Raw genomic sequence first — 15,731 nt, 5'->3', positions numbered from 1 at the left:
GCCGGCGAATAAGGTGTTAAGCCCCTGCCATGAAACCATCGCTAGTCCTGAGAATGGGCCAGCAGCTGACGATGACACCGCAGCTGCAACAGGCCATCCGCCTGCTCCAATTGTCGACCCTGGACCTGCAACAGGAAATCCAGGAGGCCCTGGAGTCCAATCCGATGCTCGAACGCCAGGAAGAAGGCGACGACTTCGATAATGCAGACCCGCTGGCCGATAACATCGAGCAAAAACCCAACCCCGATGTGCAGGAACCCTCCTACCAGGAAACCGCCCCAACGGTGGATAACCTCGAGGAAGGCGACTGGAACGAACGCATTCCCAACGAGCTTCCCGTCGACACCGCCTGGGAGGACGTCTACCAGACCAGCGCCAGCAGCCTGCCCAGCAATGACGATGACGAGTGGGATTTCACCACCCGCACCTCCGCCGGCGAAAGCCTGCAGAGCCACCTGCTGTGGCAACTGAACCTGGCGCCGATGTCGGACACCGATCGCCTGATCGCCGTGACCCTGATCGACTGCATCAATAACCAGGGCTACCTGGACGAGACGCTTGAGGAAATTCTCGAAGCATTCGACCCTGAACTGGATATCGAGCTGGACGAGATCGAAGCCGTCCTGCACCGCATCCAGCAGTTCGAACCCGCTGGCATCGGCGCGCGCTCCCTCAGTGAATGCCTGCTGCTGCAATTGCGCCAACTGCCCACCAAGACCCCCTGGCTCGCCGAGGCCCAGCGCCTGGTAACCGATTACATCGACATGCTGGGCAGTCGCGACTACAGCCAACTGATGCGCCGCATGAAGCTCAAGGAAGACGACCTGCGCCAAATCATTGAGCTGGTACAAAGCCTCAACCCGCGTCCTGGCTCGCAAATCGAGTCCAGCGAAGCCGAATACGTGATTCCTGACGTGATCGTGCGCAAGGATAACGAGCGCTGGCTGGTTGAACTGAACCAGGAGTCGGTGCCACGCCTGCGGGTCAACCCGCAATACGCCGGTTTTGTACGTCGCGCTGACACCAGCGCCGATAACACCTTCATGCGCAACCAGTTGCAGGAAGCTCGCTGGTTTATCAAGAGCCTGCAAAGCCGCAACGAAACCCTGATGAAGGTGGCCACCCAGATCGTCGAGCACCAGCGCGGCTTCCTGGAATACGGCGATGAGGCGATGAAACCGTTGGTACTGCATGACATCGCCGAGGCGGTTGGCATGCATGAATCGACGATTTCTCGGGTAACCACGCAAAAATTCATGCATACCCCACGGGGTATTTATGAACTGAAATACTTTTTCTCCAGCCACGTCAGCACCTCCGAAGGCGGTGAATGCTCGTCCACGGCGATTCGCGCGATCATCAAAAAACTGGTTGCCGCGGAAAATCAGAAAAAGCCATTGAGTGACAGTAAGATCGCTGGTTTACTGGAGGCACAAGGCATTCAGGTCGCCCGTCGAACCGTCGCCAAGTACCGCGAGTCCCTAGGGATCGCGCCTTCCAGCGAGCGTAAGCGTTTGATGTGACGGGCGGGCACAGCGTTCCAGTGGCAGGCGCTTTCGCCTGTCGCTTTATGCACTGGCAACGAAGGAGAAGCTGTATGCAAGTCAACATCAGTGGACACCAGCTGGAAGTCACCAAACCCCTGCGTGAATACACCGAAAGCAAGCTGAACAAGCTTGCGGGGCATTTTGACAAGATCACCAACGTGCAGGTCATCATGGAGGTCGATAAGCTCAAGCAGAAAATCGAGGCCACCCTGCACGTACCGAATGCCAAGCTCGTCGCCAATGCTGAACATGAGGACATGTACGCGGCGATCGACTCGCTCTACGACAAGCTGGACCGCCAACTCATAAAGCATAAGGAAAAGAATCTGCACCTGATGCAAGGTACAGGTCGTTAACTCTCCCCCCATGATCCGACTTGAAACCATCCTGACCCCCGGCCGTTCCCTTGTGAACGTGCCGGGCGGCAGTAAAAAACGCGCCCTCGAACAAATTGCCAACCTGATCGGCCGTGAAGTGCCTGAACTGGAAACGCAAGCTGTGTACGAGGCACTGATTGCTCGTGAAAAACTTGGCTCGACCGGTTTTGGTAATGGCATCGCTATTCCCCACTGCCGCCTCAAAGGCTGCGAGACGCCTGTCAGCGCCCTGCTGCACTTGGACCATCCCATCGATTTCGACGCAATCGATGGCGCCCCGGTCGACCTGCTGTTTGTTTTGCTGGTCCCGGAAGCTGCCACCGATGCACACTTGGAACTGCTTCGGCAGATCGCCAGCATGCTCGACCGCAAGGAAGTGCGCGACAAACTGCGCAGTGCCAGCAGTAATGAGGCGCTGTATCAGGTTGTACTGGACGAACAGAACGGGCAGTAATCATGCGCTTGATCATCGTCAGCGGCCGTTCCGGCTCAGGTAAAAGCACCGCCCTCAACGTCCTTGAGGACAGCGGTTTCTACTGCATCGACAATTTGCCTGCCGGCTTGCTGCCGGAATTGGCGGAACGCGCGTTGATCCATACCGAACTGGCGCAACCTCTGGTCGCCGTTTCGATAGATGCCCGCAACCTGCCCAGCCATCTTGAGCGATTTCCGCAATTGCTCGAGGAAGTGCGCGCCAAGCACATTCATTGCGATGTGCTGTACCTGGATGCCGACGAAGAGACACTGCTCAAGCGTTTCTCCGAAACACGCCGACGCCACCCCCTCAGCAGCCCGCACCGCTCCTTGGCCGAGGCCATCGAGGACGAAACCAAGCTGCTGGGACCGATCATTGACCTCGCCGACCTCAAGATCAATACCACCAGCCTTAACCTGTACCAGTTGCGCGATGCCATCAAGCTGCGTCTGTTGAACCAGCCGGAGCCAGGCACAGCGTTTCTCGTGGAGTCGTTTGGTTTCAAGCGCGGAATGCCGGTAGATGCAGACTTGGTGTTTGATGTGCGCTGCCTGCCGAACCCCTACTGGAAGCCGGAACTGCGCGAACAATCCGGGCTGGATCAACCTGTTGCCGACTACCTGGCTGCGCAACCGGATGTTGAGGAGATGTTCCAGGACATTTCCAGCTACCTGCTCAAATGGTTGCCACGCTTTGCAGCAAGCAATCGTGCCTATGTCACCATTGCCATTGGCTGCACCGGCGGCCACCACCGCTCCGTCTACCTGACCGAACGCTTGGGCCAGGTGCTGCAACAAACCCTCAAGAACGTTCAGGTCCGCCACCGCGACCTTAGCTGAAAGGAACACCTGCGCGATGCCCGCTCTGGAAATTGAAATCATCAACAAGCTGGGCCTTCACGCCCGAGCTTCGGCCAAATTCGTGGGTGTGGCTGGGCAGTTTCCCTGCCAGATACGGGCCGGGCGCACGCCGGAATCCATGGTAGATGGCAAAAGCATCATGGCAATGATGATGTTGGCGGCCGGCAAGGGCACCAAGATTCACTTGAAGACAGAAGGCGAGCAAGAGCAGGAAGCGATGGACGCGCTGGTTGCGCTGATCAATAACTACTTTGATGAAGGCGAATAACCCTTTGTAAGCGCCCAGTTTGCTGGGCTCCGACAAAGGGAGCGGGCATTAGCCTAAAGCCGTATCCATCACCATCATCAGGCAAAAACCGGTGCACAACCCCAGACTGGCGAGTTTTTCGTGACCATTGCGTCGCGATTCAGGGATGACTTCGTGAGTCACCACCAATAGCATCGCGCCAGCAGCCAAGGCCAGGCCCAAAGGCAACAGTACCTCGGCCAGGCTCACCAACCAGGCGCAGAGCACAGCAAACACCGGCTCCACCAAGCCTGACGCAGCACCGATCATAAAAGCCTTGACCCGCGACATCCCTGCCCCCGCCAACACCAGCGCGATCACGAGGCCTTCAGGCACATCCTGCAAGGCGATGCCCATGGCTAGGCTATTGGCCTCCGGCATGCCGCCACCGGCGGAGACGCCGACCGCCATGCCTTCAGGGATGTTGTGGGCGATGATAGCAAACACAAACAGCCAGATGCGCGGCGGGATCACCGGCTTGTCCGGCGTGCCGACGAGCATTTCCGGGCTCGCGCCGGAAACCTTGCGGTCAACCAGGTATAGCCCGAACGCCCCAAGCATAATGCCGAAGCTGATCAAGCCACTGGCCTCCCAGGGCGACAATCCCAAGCTTTCAGCCGCGGCAATGCCTGGCACGATCAGCGAAAACGCCGTCGCAGCGAGCATCACCCCTGCCCCAAAGCCCAGCAGTGTATCGCTCAACGCCACCGGCATCCGCCGAATGACCAGCACAGGCACCGCGCCGAGCGCCGTGCCGAGTGCGCAGATGGACCCGCCCTGCAGGGCCCGCAGAATGCGCGGTTCCAAGTCAAGCCAGGCCAGCCCGTGGGCCACCAGCAATGCAGTACCTGCCAATAGCAGCAGCGAGCCAAGTGCATAACGAAACATCCGCCCGCTGCTGATCGCCAGTGTGTCAGTGCCCATAGTCGGCCTTAGATCTTGTTACAGGGGTGGATGTCAGGCCACAGCGGCCTGATAGCGTGCGGCGACTTCAGGCCAGTTAATGACACTGTAGAACGCATTGACGTATTCCGGGCGACGGTTCTGATAAAGCAGGTAGTAGGCGTGCTCCCAGACGTCGAGGCCGAGGATCGGCGTATTACCGCTCATCAGGGGGCTGTCCTGATTGCCGCTGCTTTCCACCACCAGGGTTTTTTGCGGGGTGACGCTCAGCCAGGCCCAGCCGCTACCGAAGCGCGTCAACGCGGCTTTGGTGAAAGCATCCTTGAAGCTGTCGAAACCGCCCAGTTGTTCCTCGATCGCTTTGCCCAGTGCGCCCTCGGGCTTACCACCACCTTTGGGCGACATCACGGCCCAGAACAGCGAGTGGTTGGCGTGGCCGCCGCCTTGGTTAATCACGGCTGCACGAAGTTTTTCCGGCAACTGCTGCACGCTGGATACCAGTTTTTCCACCGGCCAGCCCGCAAACTCAGTGCCCTCAACTGCGGCATTAAGGTTGTTGATATAGGTCTGGTGGTGCTTGGTGTAATGGATCTCCATGGTTTGCGCATCGATATGCGGTTCCAAGGCGTCGTAGGCGTAAGGCAAGGCAGGCAAGGTGTAGGTCATATCAATGTGCTCCGTAATGAGGAGTGGTCGGCTGCGCCGCAGTACCGCCCAGCAAGCGATGGGTACGCGGGTACTCGCCGTGATCGCTGATGAAATTCAGTAGCTCGACGTAGGTCTTGCTGCTCTGGCGCAGGGCCGCTTCCCGCAATTGCGGGCTCAGACGCGAGTCCTGCATGGTCTGCAAAAGACGCTGGTGAATAGCGCAAAGGTATTCCGCGCTTTCTTCCGGCTGGTTCAGGCGCAGGTGCAAGTCCGCCAGGTTGTGATGAGAAATGACGCTCGCCGCCACTGCTTCGTCGGCATCCGCCCAGCGCTCGAGCAGCACTTGAGCCAAGGCCAGGGCTTGCAAATAGGCCTCGCGAGCGTCAACCAACTCGCCCGCCATAAAGCAGCGATTGGCCCGTTCGATCGTGCGTTTCCAGTGCTCCATGGTGAGCCTCCAAAGCAGGGTCGGTGATTACACGCCGCCGGCCGTCAGCTTTTCCGGATCCAGCAGGACTTCCAGTTGGCTGCGCGGCAGGTCGGTGTGCTCGAGGGCGACATCAATCACCGGACGGCCTTGCTGATACGCCTTCTTGGCAATTTCAGCGGCCTTTTGGTAACCGATGATCGGGTTGAGTGCGGTGACCAAAATCGGGTTGCGCGACAGCGCTTCCTTGAGCTTGGCTTCATTGACCTTGAAGCTGGCGATGGCCTTGTCCGCCAGTAGACGGCTGGAATTGGCCAGTAATTCGAGGCTGCTGAGCAGGTTCTGGGCGATGATCGGCAGCATCACATTCAGCTCGAAGTTGCCCGATTGACCAGCGATGGTGATCACTGTGTCATTGCCGATGACCTGCGCGGCGACCATGGCCGTCGCTTCCGGGATCACTGGGTTGACCTTGCCAGGCATGATCGAAGAGCCAGGCTGCAGGCCTTGCAGTTCGATTTCACCAAGGCCTGCGAGCGGGCCGGAGTTCATCCAGCGCAGGTCGTTGGCGATTTTCATCAACGACACGGCGGTGGTTTTCAACTGGCCGGAAACGGCGACGGCGGTGTCCTGGGAGCCGATCAACGCGAACAGGTTTTTGCCTGGGGTGAATTTCACACCAGTCAGGCTGCTCAACTGCTGGCTGAATCGCGCAGCGAATTGCGGGTGTGCGTTGATCCCGGTGCCAACCGCTGTGCCGCCCTGGGCCAGCGCTTGCAGACTTGGTAGAAGGTCCTGCAAATGCGCGATATTAGCCTTGAGTTGCTGCGCCCAGCCATTGAGCACCTGGCTCATGCGTACCGGCATGGCATCCATTAAGTGAGTGCGGCCAGTCTTGATGAACGGGTGAACCTCTTCGGCCTTCTGCTCGATGACTTGAACGAGGTGCAACAGGGCCGGCAGTGTTTGCTCATGCAGCACCAATGCGGCGCTGACGTGGAGGGTGGTTGGAATGATGTCATTGCTGCTTTGACCGCAGTTCACGTGGTCATTGGGGTTGACCGGCTCGCCGAGCAAACGACTGGCGAGGGTGGCAATCACCTCGTTGGCATTCATGTTGGAACTGGTGCCGGAACCGGTCTGGAAAATATCCACCGGGAAATGCGGCATGAAATCGCCTTCCAGCAGGCCTTGGGCCGCATCGACAATAGCCTTGCCCTGCCCTGCGCTGATTTGTTCGAGGTCGACGTTAACCTTGGCTGCCGCAACCTTGGCCAAGATCAGGGCGCGAATGAACTGCGCCGGCATGCGTTGATGGCTGATCGGGAAGTTGTTCACCGCACGCTGGGTTTGAGCGCCATACAAGGCTTCGGCAGGCACTTGCAGCTCGCCCATGCTGTCGCGTTCGATACGGGTGTTACTCATCGTTAGATCCTTGCACGAGGTCGGAGTGAGAAATAGACGGCAGCAATTCGCAGGTCGCCAATTGCCAGGCAAAGGTTTGCCAGCGCTTGAGACGGCAGGCACATTGAGAAAGCTGTTCCAGGTCGCGCAGTGGACGCCAGGCCTGGTCCAGGCAAACGGAACGCCAGTGCCACGGCAGCGCTATATCGCTGGCGGTGTCGAGCAATAAGCGCAATGAGGTCTCAGCGATCGTCCAGGGATGGGTCGCGGTGCAGCACGCCAGGTATCGACCTTCGTTGAGGTAATGCTCGATCAGGCGAGGCTCATTTGGATCGAGTGCGCAGCGGATTTGACGACTCATCCAGCGCCAGCTTTCCAGATAAGGATCCTCATGCAGGACAGAACTCATGATCCACACTCGCTCGATAATGATATTAATTATTAAATGATATTAAGAATCAAAACAAGCATGCCAAAGGATTCGTCTCACGATAGAGTTACAAAAAAGGCGCGCCATCCGTGGGATGGCGCGCCTTTTTCAGGGAGCGTTGAGGGGTTAGCTGCCGGCGACGGTCATCCGCTCGATCAGCACAGAACCTGTGCGAATGTTGCTGCGCAGTTCCAAATCATTACCCACGGCAACGATCTGCTTGAACATATCGCGCATGTTGCCAGCGATAGTCACTTCCTGAACGGCAAACTGAATCTCGCCGTTTTCTACCCAGAACCCCGCCGCGCCACGGGAGTAATCACCGGTGACCATGTTCAGGCCATGGCCCATCAATTCCGTGACTAGCAAGCCACGGCCCATGCGCCGCAGCAACGCCGCCTGGTCTTCATCGCCATGGGTGACAAACAGGTTGTGCACGCCACCGGAGTTCGCCGTGCTTGGCAGGCCGAGTTTGCGGCCGGAGTATGTACCCAATACGTAGGAGACCAACTCGCCGTTCTCGACGAACGGCTTGGCATAAGTCGCCAGGCCATCACCATCGAACGACGTGCTGCCCATGGCACGCATCAGGTGCGGGCGTTCATCGATGGTCAGCCATTCGGGAAACAGCTTCTGGCCAATTGCACCTTCCAGGAACGAGGATTTACGGTACAAGTTGCCACCGGAAATCGCCCCCAGGAAGCTGCCGAACAACCCACCGGCAAGTTCTGCTGAAAACAACACAGGCACTTCGCAGGTCGGCACCGGGCGCGCGCCCAGGCGGCTTGCGGCACGCTGCGCAGCACGCTGGCCAATGCTCACCGGGTCCGCCAGTAAATCGCCCTGGCGATTCACGTCGTACCAGTAATCGCGCTGCATCTGCCCGTTGGCTTCGGCAATCATCACGCAGCTCAGGCTATGACGAGTGGACGCATAACCGCCGATAAAACCATGACTGTTGCCATACACGCGGCAGCCCTGATGCGTACTCAACGTGGTGCCATCAGCATTCTTGATGCGGATATCGGCGTCGAACGCCGCCGCTTCACAGATCAATGCCTGTTCGATGGCTTGCTCGGGCGTGATGTCCCAGGCGTGGAACAGATCGAAATCCTTAAGGTCCTTGGCCATCAGCGCCTTATCGGCCAAACCCGAGCTTTCATCCTCCGAGGTGTGCTTGGCAATCGCCAACGCAGCCGCCACCGTTTCGCGAATCGCTTCCGAGCCACTGGCCGACGTACTGGCCGAACCTTTGCGCTGCCCGACATACAAGGTGATGCCAAACCCTTGATCGCGATTGAACTCAACGGTTTCCACTTCACGCTGGCGGACCGACGTCGACAGCCCCTGCTCCAGCGACACCGCCACCTCACAGGCACTGGCCCCCTGGCGCTTGGCCTCGGCAAGGATCTGCTCGACTTGTTCCTGCAGTGCCGGTAACGCTTGCGGACCGACGCTTTGGGCTGCACTCATGGTTTTCTCCACTCAAATTCTGCTTTCGGTTAAGGCCATCGAGCGACCGGGCCGGACAAGCGGCCCCCGACTGGTTATCATGGCGGCGTTTCTTTGCGGACTGCCACCATGGTTGATTCTTACGACGACTCCCTCGATGGGGAGAAAAGCAAAACCCAGGTCAAACGCGAGCTGCATGCTCTGGTTGACCTTGGCGAGCGCCTTACAACGCTCAAGAAAGATTTGATTGCAAAACTGCCTTTGACCGACGAAATGCGCCGGGCCTTGGCTGATGCGCCCAAGCACACCGCGAATATCGCGCGTAAACGGCACATCATGTTTATCGGCAAACTCATGCGCGATCAGGACACTGACGCCATTCTGGCTTTGCTTGATCAAACCGATGCCTCCACTCGCCAGTACAACGAACGCTTCCATAACCTGGAGCGTTGGCGTGATCGCCTGATCGCGGGCGATGACGCCGTGCTGGAGAAATTTGTACTGGACTACCCGGACGCGGACCGCCAGCAACTGCGCTCCCTGATCCGTCAGGCCCAGCACGAGCAGGCGCATAACAAAGCGCCGGCCACCAGCCGTAAAATCTTCAAGTACATCCGAGAGCTGGACGAGACTCAACGCGGCCTGCGCTGATCCTCTTCCCCGGGTGGTGGTCTTCGCCACCCGAAGCTCCAACTTTCTTACGAGCCCGTGCCACCCACGGTGATCGCATCAATTTTCAGCGTTGGCTGCCCGACCCCCACCGGCACCGACTGCCCGTCCTTCCCGCACGTGCCCACGCCGCTGTCGAGCGACAGGTCGTTACCGACCATCGACACCTTGCTCATGGCTTCCGGACCGTTACCAATCAACGTTGCCCCTTTGACCGGCGCAGTAATCTTGCCGTCTTCGATCAGGTACGCCTCGCTGGTGGAGAACACGAACTTGCCGCTGGTGATGTCCACCTGGCCGCCACCGAGGTTGGCGCAGTAGATGCCGCGCTTCACCGAAGCGATGATTTCCGCCGGGTCGCTTTCGCCACCGAGCATGTAGGTGTTGGTCATGCGTGGCATCGGCAGGTGCGCGTAGGATTCGCGACGGCCGTTACCGGTGCGCGCCACGCCCATCAAGCGGGCGTTGAGCTTGTCTTGCATGTAGCCCTTGAGCACGCCGTTTTCGATCAGGGTGGTGCACTCGGTCGGCGTACCTTCGTCATCGACGCTCAGCGAGCCACGACGCCCGGCGAGGGTGCCGTCATCGACGATGGTGCACAGCTTGGAGGCAACCCTCTCGCCCATGCGACCGCTGTAGGCCGAACTGCCCTTGCGGTTGAAGTCACCTTCCAGCCCATGGCCGACCGCTTCGTGCAGCAGTACGCCGGACCAGCCCGACCCCAGCACCACCGGCAAGGTACCCGCCGGCGCCGGAATGGCTTCCAGGTTGACCAGCGCCTGGCGCAGGGCCTCACGGGCATAGCCCATGGCACGGTCGTCGTTGAGGAAGTAGCGGTAGTCGGTACGCCCGCCGCCGCCATGGCCACCGCGCTCGCGGCGACCGTTCTGCTCTACGATCACACTCACATTGAAGCGCACCAGCGGCCGTACATCCGCCGCCAGGCCGCCGTCGGTGGATGCCACCAGAATGCGTTCCCACACACCGGCCATGCTCACGGTAACCTGTTGGATACGCGGATCGAGGGCGCGGGTGGCCACGTCGATACGCTTGAGCAGCTCGACCTTTTCCGCACGACTGATGACCTCCAACGGGTTATCCGGCGCGTACAACTGCGCCACATCTTGAGTGCTGAACGCCTGAACCGTGCCATTTTGGCCAGCCCGGGAGATTGAGCGCGCAGCACGCGCCGCCAGGCCCAAGGCTTCCAGGGTGATCGCGTTGCTGTAGGCAAAGCCGGTTTTTTCACCGGATTGCGCACGCACGCCGACACCCTGGTCGAGATTGAAGCTGCCTTCCTTGACGATCCCGTCTTCCAGGGACCAGGACTCGGAGATTTGGCCCTGGAAATACAGGTCAGCCGCATCAATGCCCGGTCCGGCCAGATCGCCGAGCACGGTTTGCAAGCTTTCGATGGTCACGCCACCGGGTGCCAGGAGGTGTTCACTGACTGAGGACAACAACTCGCTCATAGGTATGGCCTTAAATTCATCGTTCCGAAGCAGGCCGCTGTGCGCCCTGCGAGAAAAAGCGCCGATGGCTGACCACCGGCATACGCGCCCTTATCGACGCCTGTTCACTGCTATCGCGCTCGGCAAGCAACACCGCTTCGCCTCTATCCTGTTGCGTCAGCACACGCCCCCAAGGGTCGACAATGGCCGCGTGGCCATGGGTTTCCCGTGGGCCCGGGTGTACGCCACCCTGAGCCGCCGCCAGCAGGTAGCACTGGGTCTCGATGGCCCGTGCGCGAACCAGCACGTCCCAATGGGCGGCACCGGTCACTGCCGTAAACGCCGAAGGCGCCGTAATCAATTCAGCCCCCGCCGCACGCAACTCGCTGTAGAGCTCGGGGAAGCGCAAGTCGTAACACACCGTCAAGCCCAAACGGCCGACGGGCGTATCTGCCACCACCACATTACCCCCGAAAGCATAGTCGTCGGATTCACGGTAACGACCGCGAGCATCAGCGACATCCACATCGAAAAGGTGCAGCTTGTCGTAACGGGCAACGATTTCGCCGCGATCATCAACCAGCAGCGAGCAGGCGTTGGACTTGGCGTGCGGTTGGCCCTCTGGCGGCAACGGCAAAGTGCCTGCCACTATCCATAAGGTGAGGTCGCGGGCGGTCTGTTTCAACCACGGCAGGATCGGACCTTCGCCCAGCGCCTCGGCGCGGCCGATATCAGCTATATCGCGACGCCCCATGCCGGCGAAGTTTTCCGGCAGCACCGCCAGCTTCGCCCCACCCGCCGCAGCCTGCTCCAGCAAGCGCCGGGCCTGGGCCAGGTTGGCCAGCACATCGCTCTGGCTGACCATTTGAATTACCGCAAAGGACATGGGCCGACACTCCAGAAAAAGCATGCGGCCATGCTACTCCACAGGCTCTCAGTTTGGTTTTTCAAATGGCTTGTCGAAGGTGATTTTCGGGTCCTTCCAGGGCCCTTCGACCTTGTATTGCACGCTCGCGAAGCGTGCAACACGATCACCAATCAGCTTGTCGATCAGGAACAGCGCGCCACCAATGGCGGGCGCCCCCACGATCAGCGCCGCGATCGGCAGGTTATTGGTAACCGGCAGGGTGACCAGCAGCTTGGCGTCGACACGGTCTGCTACCAGGTCCAGGGTGCCGTTGAGCTCCAGGTTGGTAGAAGGCCCAGTCATGGTGATCGGTTCACGGGTTACGAACACACCGTTACTCGCCGCCAACAAACCTTTGACTCGGTCATAGCTCAAGCCCTTGCCGAGCAAGTCCGAGAAGTCCAGACGCAACCGGCGCCCGATGGAGTTGAAGTTCAGCAGGCCGAACACCCGCAGGGCCTGGGCGCCACCCTCCACTTCCACGAACTGACCGTTGCGGAAAGCCGCATCCAAGCTGCCGGAGAAGCGCTTAGGCCCGACATAGGCCGGCGAACCAGGCCAGCGACCATCCACATCCAAGTGGAAATCATGGCTGGTGACGGTGGGAGCATAGCCCCAACCCTTGAGCACATCGGCGATATTCTTACCGTCCAAACGGCCCTTGTACCAACTGCTGCTATCGCCCGCCGCCCCCTCCCAACCACCGGCCCCCTTGAGCTGCATACCCTTGAGGCCCAGGTCCAGGTTATTGAAGACCAGGCCTTGGGCGGTCGGGCGGATGTTCAGCGACCAGGCGCCCACCAGTTCCGGGCCCTGGAACAGCTGATCAATGGAAATATCCAGCGCCGGAATATCCTTGGGATCAATACTTGCCAAAGGGTCCGGCGCGTTTTCGTCCGCCTGCACCGTCGGATCCCCCCCCGGCAGTTTCACATATTGCAGGTTGATCGCAATCGGCGCGCCCTTGGCGTCAGGCAGGTTGACTGTGCCCTTGGCCTGCTGGCTGTCGAGCTGCAAGCCCCAGGCCGCCTGTTTGCGGTTGAGTTGCAGGTTGACCTGATCGAACTGGGTGCCCAGACCGGTGAGTTTGCCGACTTTGAAGTCGGCACTGCTCAGCAGTTGCTTGGCACTCCCCCCCGGGTCATTGCCGGCGTACTGGTTCACCAGCTTTTTCCACGGATCGATGTCCAGCTCCGAGAGCACACCACGAATGCGCAAACCCTTGGCACCCGGCAGCACGGCGCCCCCATCCCCGAGGAACAGTTCACCGCGGCCATCATTGAATCTGTCCGGTGGCGCAGCAAAGGTGAAGCTCGCCAGTTCGCCGTAATCGAACCAATAACGGCGCTCGGCGCCCTGCAAGGTCATGCGAAACACACTGTCACGCCCCTGGTTGGCTGGCATCCCGAACGGAGCGGGCAAATCCACCACCACACCTTTGAGGTTGGAACTGACCATCAGTTGGCTGTCCGCGCCGTCCAGGGTCAATTGCAGTTGGTAGGGAATATCGCCGGACACCGGCAGCGGTTGGCTGACTTTCAACCAGTCCGTCAGCCGCTTGACCGTCACCTGGCCCTTTGCAGCCACGCGGGTGCTGATGCTGCCCGGCTTGCCATCGGCGAAAATCTGCGCGGTGATCGGCCGGTCGAACGCTTGAGCCGTGATGTTCTGGCCACTGAGGCCTTTAGTGCTGTCAAAACGGAAATCACCCTTGAGTTGGGTCAGGTCCAGGGTCGGCTCAGCCAGTTGCAAGCGCGACTTATCGGCTTTGAAGTCCACCACGATTTTTGGATCGGCACCCTTGGTCAACGGAATATCCAGGTCAAGGCTGCCTTGCAAGTCGCCCTCACCCTTCCATCCGGCGAACGTCGATGCGGTGCCAATCGGCGCTTCCTGGAGGATTTTCAGACCATCGCCCAAGCCACCGGCAAAATTACCGGTGAGCAACAGGTGACTGTCCTTGCCCGCAGGTGCGTGAGGGATATTGACGTAGATGTCCTTGACCTTCGTGTCGAGCAACTGGCCTTTGCTGGCCAGGATGCGCACACCGCTTTCCTCGACAAACACTTCACCATTAACCTTGCTCACATGGGGCCAGCCAGGCTGAAAGGCCAGTTCGGCGTCATGCACCTTGAAAAACAGGCTGATATTGCGCGAAGCCGGCAGCGCGTCGTGGTTCAGCGAACCCTGGTACTGGAAGAACCCTTGATCCACCGCGCCCTTGAGAATCGCCGTGCGCAACCATTCATCCAGCGCGGGGCTCAATACCGCCGGCAAGTATTTGGGGGTGAAGCGCCCATCACCCTCGACCATGCCGACGCGCAGGTCCATGTAGTCTTCCTGGCTGTGGTCAAAATGTAGGCGAATCAGGAAGTCAGCCGCCACCTTGCCCTCTTCGCCCAGCACCTTGATATAAGGGGCGATCAGGGTGAAGCCTTCTTTGTCCAGCTTCCACGTCAGGCGCGCATTGGCCTGGATGTAGTGCCACGGCTTGGCAAAGATCGGATCGAGGTGCAGGGAAAAGTCCTTGCTGTCCATGCGCAACTCGCCCTGGCCCAAGTCGCCGCTGATGCTGCCGGAGACGTTACGCGCGGCCGGCGCGCCAGAGTAGGCATCAAAACCGATACGCTCGAGGTTGGCAGCGAAGCTGAGTTTTTGATCGGTAGTGTCTTGAGGGCGAAAATCCACCAGCACATTACGCAGCATGCCAGTGGCCTTGAGGTGCTCTACAGTCTTGGCGAACCCTTCCGGCAGCGGTGCCAGGGCGTTGAGCAGTGGCGTGATTGGCGTCAGGTCAAGGCGGTCGGCCTGCAGCTTCCAGACTTCCTGAGCCTTGTCGGTGGCCAGGGTTTGCTGCAGTTGCACGCGCGACTCCCAGCGCGTTTCCCCCAGGTTCATCGCCAGTGAGTCGAACAGCACCTTGAGACCCGTGTCACTGCGTTGCAGGTAGGCGGTGAGCGCAAGGTTTTCGATATGCACGGGCTTGCGATCGGCGTAGCTGCCCTTGACCTGCGCAGAGTTCAGACGCGCCACCGCACTCTGTACGGTACCGTTGGCCCAGTTCAGCCAGAATTCGCCACCGGCCTTGAACTGGGTGAGTTTCCACTGCTGGGTCAGCTTGGCAGGAATCCATTTGGCCCACTCGCTTTGCGGCAGGCTCAGATAGGCCTGGACTTCAGCGTCTTTCCACTGGCTGGCACGAATACGCGTGCGCAGACTCATGGCAAGGGGCTGGCCGTCCGGCAAGGTCAAGCGCACATCCAAGCGTTGGCGGGTGATGCCGGTATGCAAGCTGAGGCCGACATACGTCAGGGTCACTGGCGCATGGTCAAACGGTTGCAACGTCACCTGGCTGTCGAGCAGCGACACACGCTTGACCAACTGCATGCGCTTGAGCAACTGCTCCGGGTCCAGCGGCTGGTCGTCCTGCAACGGCAGGCCTTGCAGGACCCATTTCCCGTCCTTGTCTTCCTTGGCACTGAGTTGCAGGCCACTGACTTGCAAGTGCGCAATGCGCACTTCGCGGGCCACAACGCTGGCCCAGATGTCCGGTACCACTTCAACCTGGTCCAGGCGCAAGCCACTGTTGCCCTCGCCCACCATCACATCATGGGCCAGCAATACCGGCGCGAAGCCGCTCCAGCGGCCTTCCAAGCTGCCGATGTGCACAGGCATGCCCACCGCAGCCTGGGCCTTGACCTCGACATCCGCACGGTACTCGGCCACCAGCGGCGTCAATTCACGCCCCAGACTCACATACACCGCTGCCAATACCAGCAGCAAGGCACAAAGCCCAAGGCCCCAACGGGTCAAAGCGGCAAAAAAGCGTATCAGACGCTCCATGTCAGGCGACCCTCGAGGCGGTAGTCGGACGGCAGATCAAGGTCTGCCAGTC

General features: G+C 59.7%; 15 protein-coding genes. 6 read left to right on the top strand and 9 right to left on the bottom strand.

The window, feature by feature from the left end; genetic code table 11:
• Positions 1-29 precede the first annotated feature (29 nt).
• The 5 genes from AACY08_RS05365 (at position 30) to AACY08_RS05345 (ending at position 3,527) form a co-directional block, all read left to right on the top strand.
• Complete coding sequence (locus AACY08_RS05365; RefSeq protein WP_339417510.1) at positions 30-1,523, top strand: RNA polymerase factor sigma-54; 1,494 nt, start codon at positions 30-32, stop codon at positions 1,521-1,523.
• 74 nt (positions 1,524-1,597) lie between these two features.
• Complete coding sequence (hpf, locus tag AACY08_RS05360) at positions 1,598-1,903, top strand: ribosome hibernation-promoting factor, HPF/YfiA family (protein ID WP_003171804.1); 306 nt, start codon at positions 1,598-1,600, stop codon at positions 1,901-1,903.
• Positions 1,904-1,913: 10 nt separating this feature from the next.
• A complete protein-coding gene (gene ptsN, locus AACY08_RS05355; protein ID WP_339468476.1) occupies positions 1,914-2,378 on the top strand; it encodes a PTS IIA-like nitrogen regulatory protein PtsN in 465 nt (154 codons plus the stop codon).
• 2 nt (positions 2,379-2,380) lie between these two features.
• The gene (rapZ, locus tag AACY08_RS05350) at positions 2,381-3,238 is read left to right on the top strand and encodes an RNase adapter RapZ (protein WP_049709982.1); all 858 of its coding nucleotides are present in this window, start codon (positions 2,381-2,383) and stop codon (positions 3,236-3,238) included.
• Between the two features lie 16 nt (positions 3,239-3,254).
• Complete coding sequence (locus AACY08_RS05345; RefSeq protein WP_012722237.1) at positions 3,255-3,527, top strand: HPr family phosphocarrier protein; 273 nt, start codon at positions 3,255-3,257, stop codon at positions 3,525-3,527.
• 48 nt (positions 3,528-3,575) lie between these two features.
• Here the strand turns inward: AACY08_RS05345 and AACY08_RS05340 are convergent, their stop codons facing one another.
• The 6 genes from AACY08_RS05340 to pmbA form a co-directional block, all read right to left on the bottom strand.
• Entirely contained in the window at positions 3,576-4,469 is an 894-nt protein-coding gene (locus tag AACY08_RS05340; protein WP_339468475.1) for a ZIP family metal transporter, read from the bottom strand.
• Between the two features lie 33 nt (positions 4,470-4,502).
• On the bottom strand, positions 4,503-5,114 hold the full coding sequence (locus tag AACY08_RS05335) for a superoxide dismutase (RefSeq protein WP_339468474.1): 612 nt from the start codon (positions 5,112-5,114) through the stop codon (positions 4,503-4,505).
• A 1-nt stretch (position 5,115) separates the two neighbouring features.
• Complete coding sequence (locus AACY08_RS05330; RefSeq protein ID WP_339468473.1) at positions 5,116-5,544, bottom strand: hypothetical protein; 429 nt, start codon at positions 5,542-5,544, stop codon at positions 5,116-5,118.
• Between the two features lie 27 nt (positions 5,545-5,571).
• Complete coding sequence (locus AACY08_RS05325) at positions 5,572-6,948, bottom strand: class II fumarate hydratase (protein WP_339468472.1); 1,377 nt, start codon at positions 6,946-6,948, stop codon at positions 5,572-5,574.
• On the bottom strand, positions 6,941-7,336 hold the full coding sequence (locus tag AACY08_RS05320; RefSeq protein WP_339437887.1) for a FagA protein: 396 nt from the start codon (positions 7,334-7,336) through the stop codon (positions 6,941-6,943). The genes AACY08_RS05325 and AACY08_RS05320 overlap by 8 nt, the downstream gene beginning before the upstream one ends.
• Positions 7,337-7,483: 147 nt before the next feature.
• Entirely contained in the window at positions 7,484-8,830 is a 1,347-nt protein-coding gene (pmbA, locus tag AACY08_RS05315; RefSeq protein ID WP_339468471.1) for a metalloprotease PmbA, read from the bottom strand.
• Between the two features lie 108 nt (positions 8,831-8,938).
• Here pmbA and yjgA point away from each other — a divergent pair, with 108 nt between their 5' ends.
• Positions 8,939-9,460 carry a ribosome biogenesis factor YjgA gene (yjgA, locus tag AACY08_RS05310; RefSeq protein ID WP_017738766.1) on the top strand — a complete coding sequence of 174 codons (522 nt, stop codon included), beginning with the start codon at positions 8,939-8,941 and terminating at the stop codon, positions 9,458-9,460.
• Between the two features lie 47 nt (positions 9,461-9,507).
• Here yjgA and tldD read toward each other — a convergent pair whose 3' ends face one another.
• Genes tldD through AACY08_RS05295 form a run of 3 tightly spaced genes read right to left on the bottom strand, consistent with a single transcriptional unit; the run spans position 9,508 to position 15,679 of the window.
• Complete coding sequence (gene tldD, locus AACY08_RS05305) at positions 9,508-10,950, bottom strand: metalloprotease TldD (protein WP_339468470.1); 1,443 nt, start codon at positions 10,948-10,950, stop codon at positions 9,508-9,510.
• Between the two features lie 16 nt (positions 10,951-10,966).
• Positions 10,967-11,815: a carbon-nitrogen hydrolase family protein gene (locus tag AACY08_RS05300; protein ID WP_339468469.1), complete on the bottom strand. Its 849-nt coding sequence runs from the start codon at positions 11,813-11,815 to the stop codon at positions 10,967-10,969.
• Positions 11,816-11,863: 48 nt separating this feature from the next.
• A complete protein-coding gene (locus AACY08_RS05295) occupies positions 11,864-15,679 on the bottom strand; it encodes a YhdP family protein (RefSeq protein WP_339468467.1) in 3,816 nt (1,271 codons plus the stop codon).
• Positions 15,680-15,731 lie beyond the last annotated feature (52 nt).

Origin of the sequence: Pseudomonas sp. EL_65y_Pfl1_R83, from assembly GCF_963970695.1 — a bacterium.
GTDB classification, from domain to species: Bacteria; Pseudomonadota; Gammaproteobacteria; order Pseudomonadales; family Pseudomonadaceae; genus Aquipseudomonas; species Aquipseudomonas tritici.
Note: the sequence above shows the minus strand (reverse complement) of the source record. Positions and strands in the feature narration are given on the sequence as shown.

Bases quoted from the DNA above. Each gene is read 5' to 3' on its own strand.
- AACY08_RS05365 (WP_339417510.1), top strand. From the start codon at position 30: ATGAAACCATCGCTAGTCCTGAGAATGGGCCAGCAGCTGACGATGACA.
- hpf (WP_003171804.1), top strand. From the start codon at position 1,598: ATGCAAGTCAACATCAGTGGACACCAGCTGGAAGTCACCAAACCCCTG.
- ptsN (WP_339468476.1), top strand. From the start codon at position 1,914: ATGATCCGACTTGAAACCATCCTGACCCCCGGCCGTTCCCTTGTGAAC.
- rapZ (WP_049709982.1), top strand. From the start codon at position 2,381: ATGCGCTTGATCATCGTCAGCGGCCGTTCCGGCTCAGGTAAAAGCACC.
- AACY08_RS05345 (WP_012722237.1), top strand. From the start codon at position 3,255: ATGCCCGCTCTGGAAATTGAAATCATCAACAAGCTGGGCCTTCACGCC.
- AACY08_RS05340 (WP_339468475.1), bottom strand. From the start codon at position 4,469: ATGGGCACTGACACACTGGCGATCAGCAGCGGGCGGATGTTTCGTTAT.
- AACY08_RS05335 (WP_339468474.1), bottom strand. From the start codon at position 5,114: ATGACCTACACCTTGCCTGCCTTGCCTTACGCCTACGACGCCTTGGAA.
- AACY08_RS05330 (WP_339468473.1), bottom strand. From the start codon at position 5,544: ATGGAGCACTGGAAACGCACGATCGAACGGGCCAATCGCTGCTTTATG.
- AACY08_RS05325 (WP_339468472.1), bottom strand. From the start codon at position 6,948: ATGAGTAACACCCGTATCGAACGCGACAGCATGGGCGAGCTGCAAGTG.
- AACY08_RS05320 (WP_339437887.1), bottom strand. From the start codon at position 7,336: ATGAGTTCTGTCCTGCATGAGGATCCTTATCTGGAAAGCTGGCGCTGG.
- pmbA (WP_339468471.1), bottom strand. From the start codon at position 8,830: ATGAGTGCAGCCCAAAGCGTCGGTCCGCAAGCGTTACCGGCACTGCAG.
- yjgA (WP_017738766.1), top strand. From the start codon at position 8,939: ATGGTTGATTCTTACGACGACTCCCTCGATGGGGAGAAAAGCAAAACC.
- tldD (WP_339468470.1), bottom strand. From the start codon at position 10,950: ATGAGCGAGTTGTTGTCCTCAGTCAGTGAACACCTCCTGGCACCCGGT.
- AACY08_RS05300 (WP_339468469.1), bottom strand. From the start codon at position 11,815: ATGTCCTTTGCGGTAATTCAAATGGTCAGCCAGAGCGATGTGCTGGCC.
- AACY08_RS05295 (WP_339468467.1), bottom strand. From the start codon at position 15,679: ATGGAGCGTCTGATACGCTTTTTTGCCGCTTTGACCCGTTGGGGCCTT.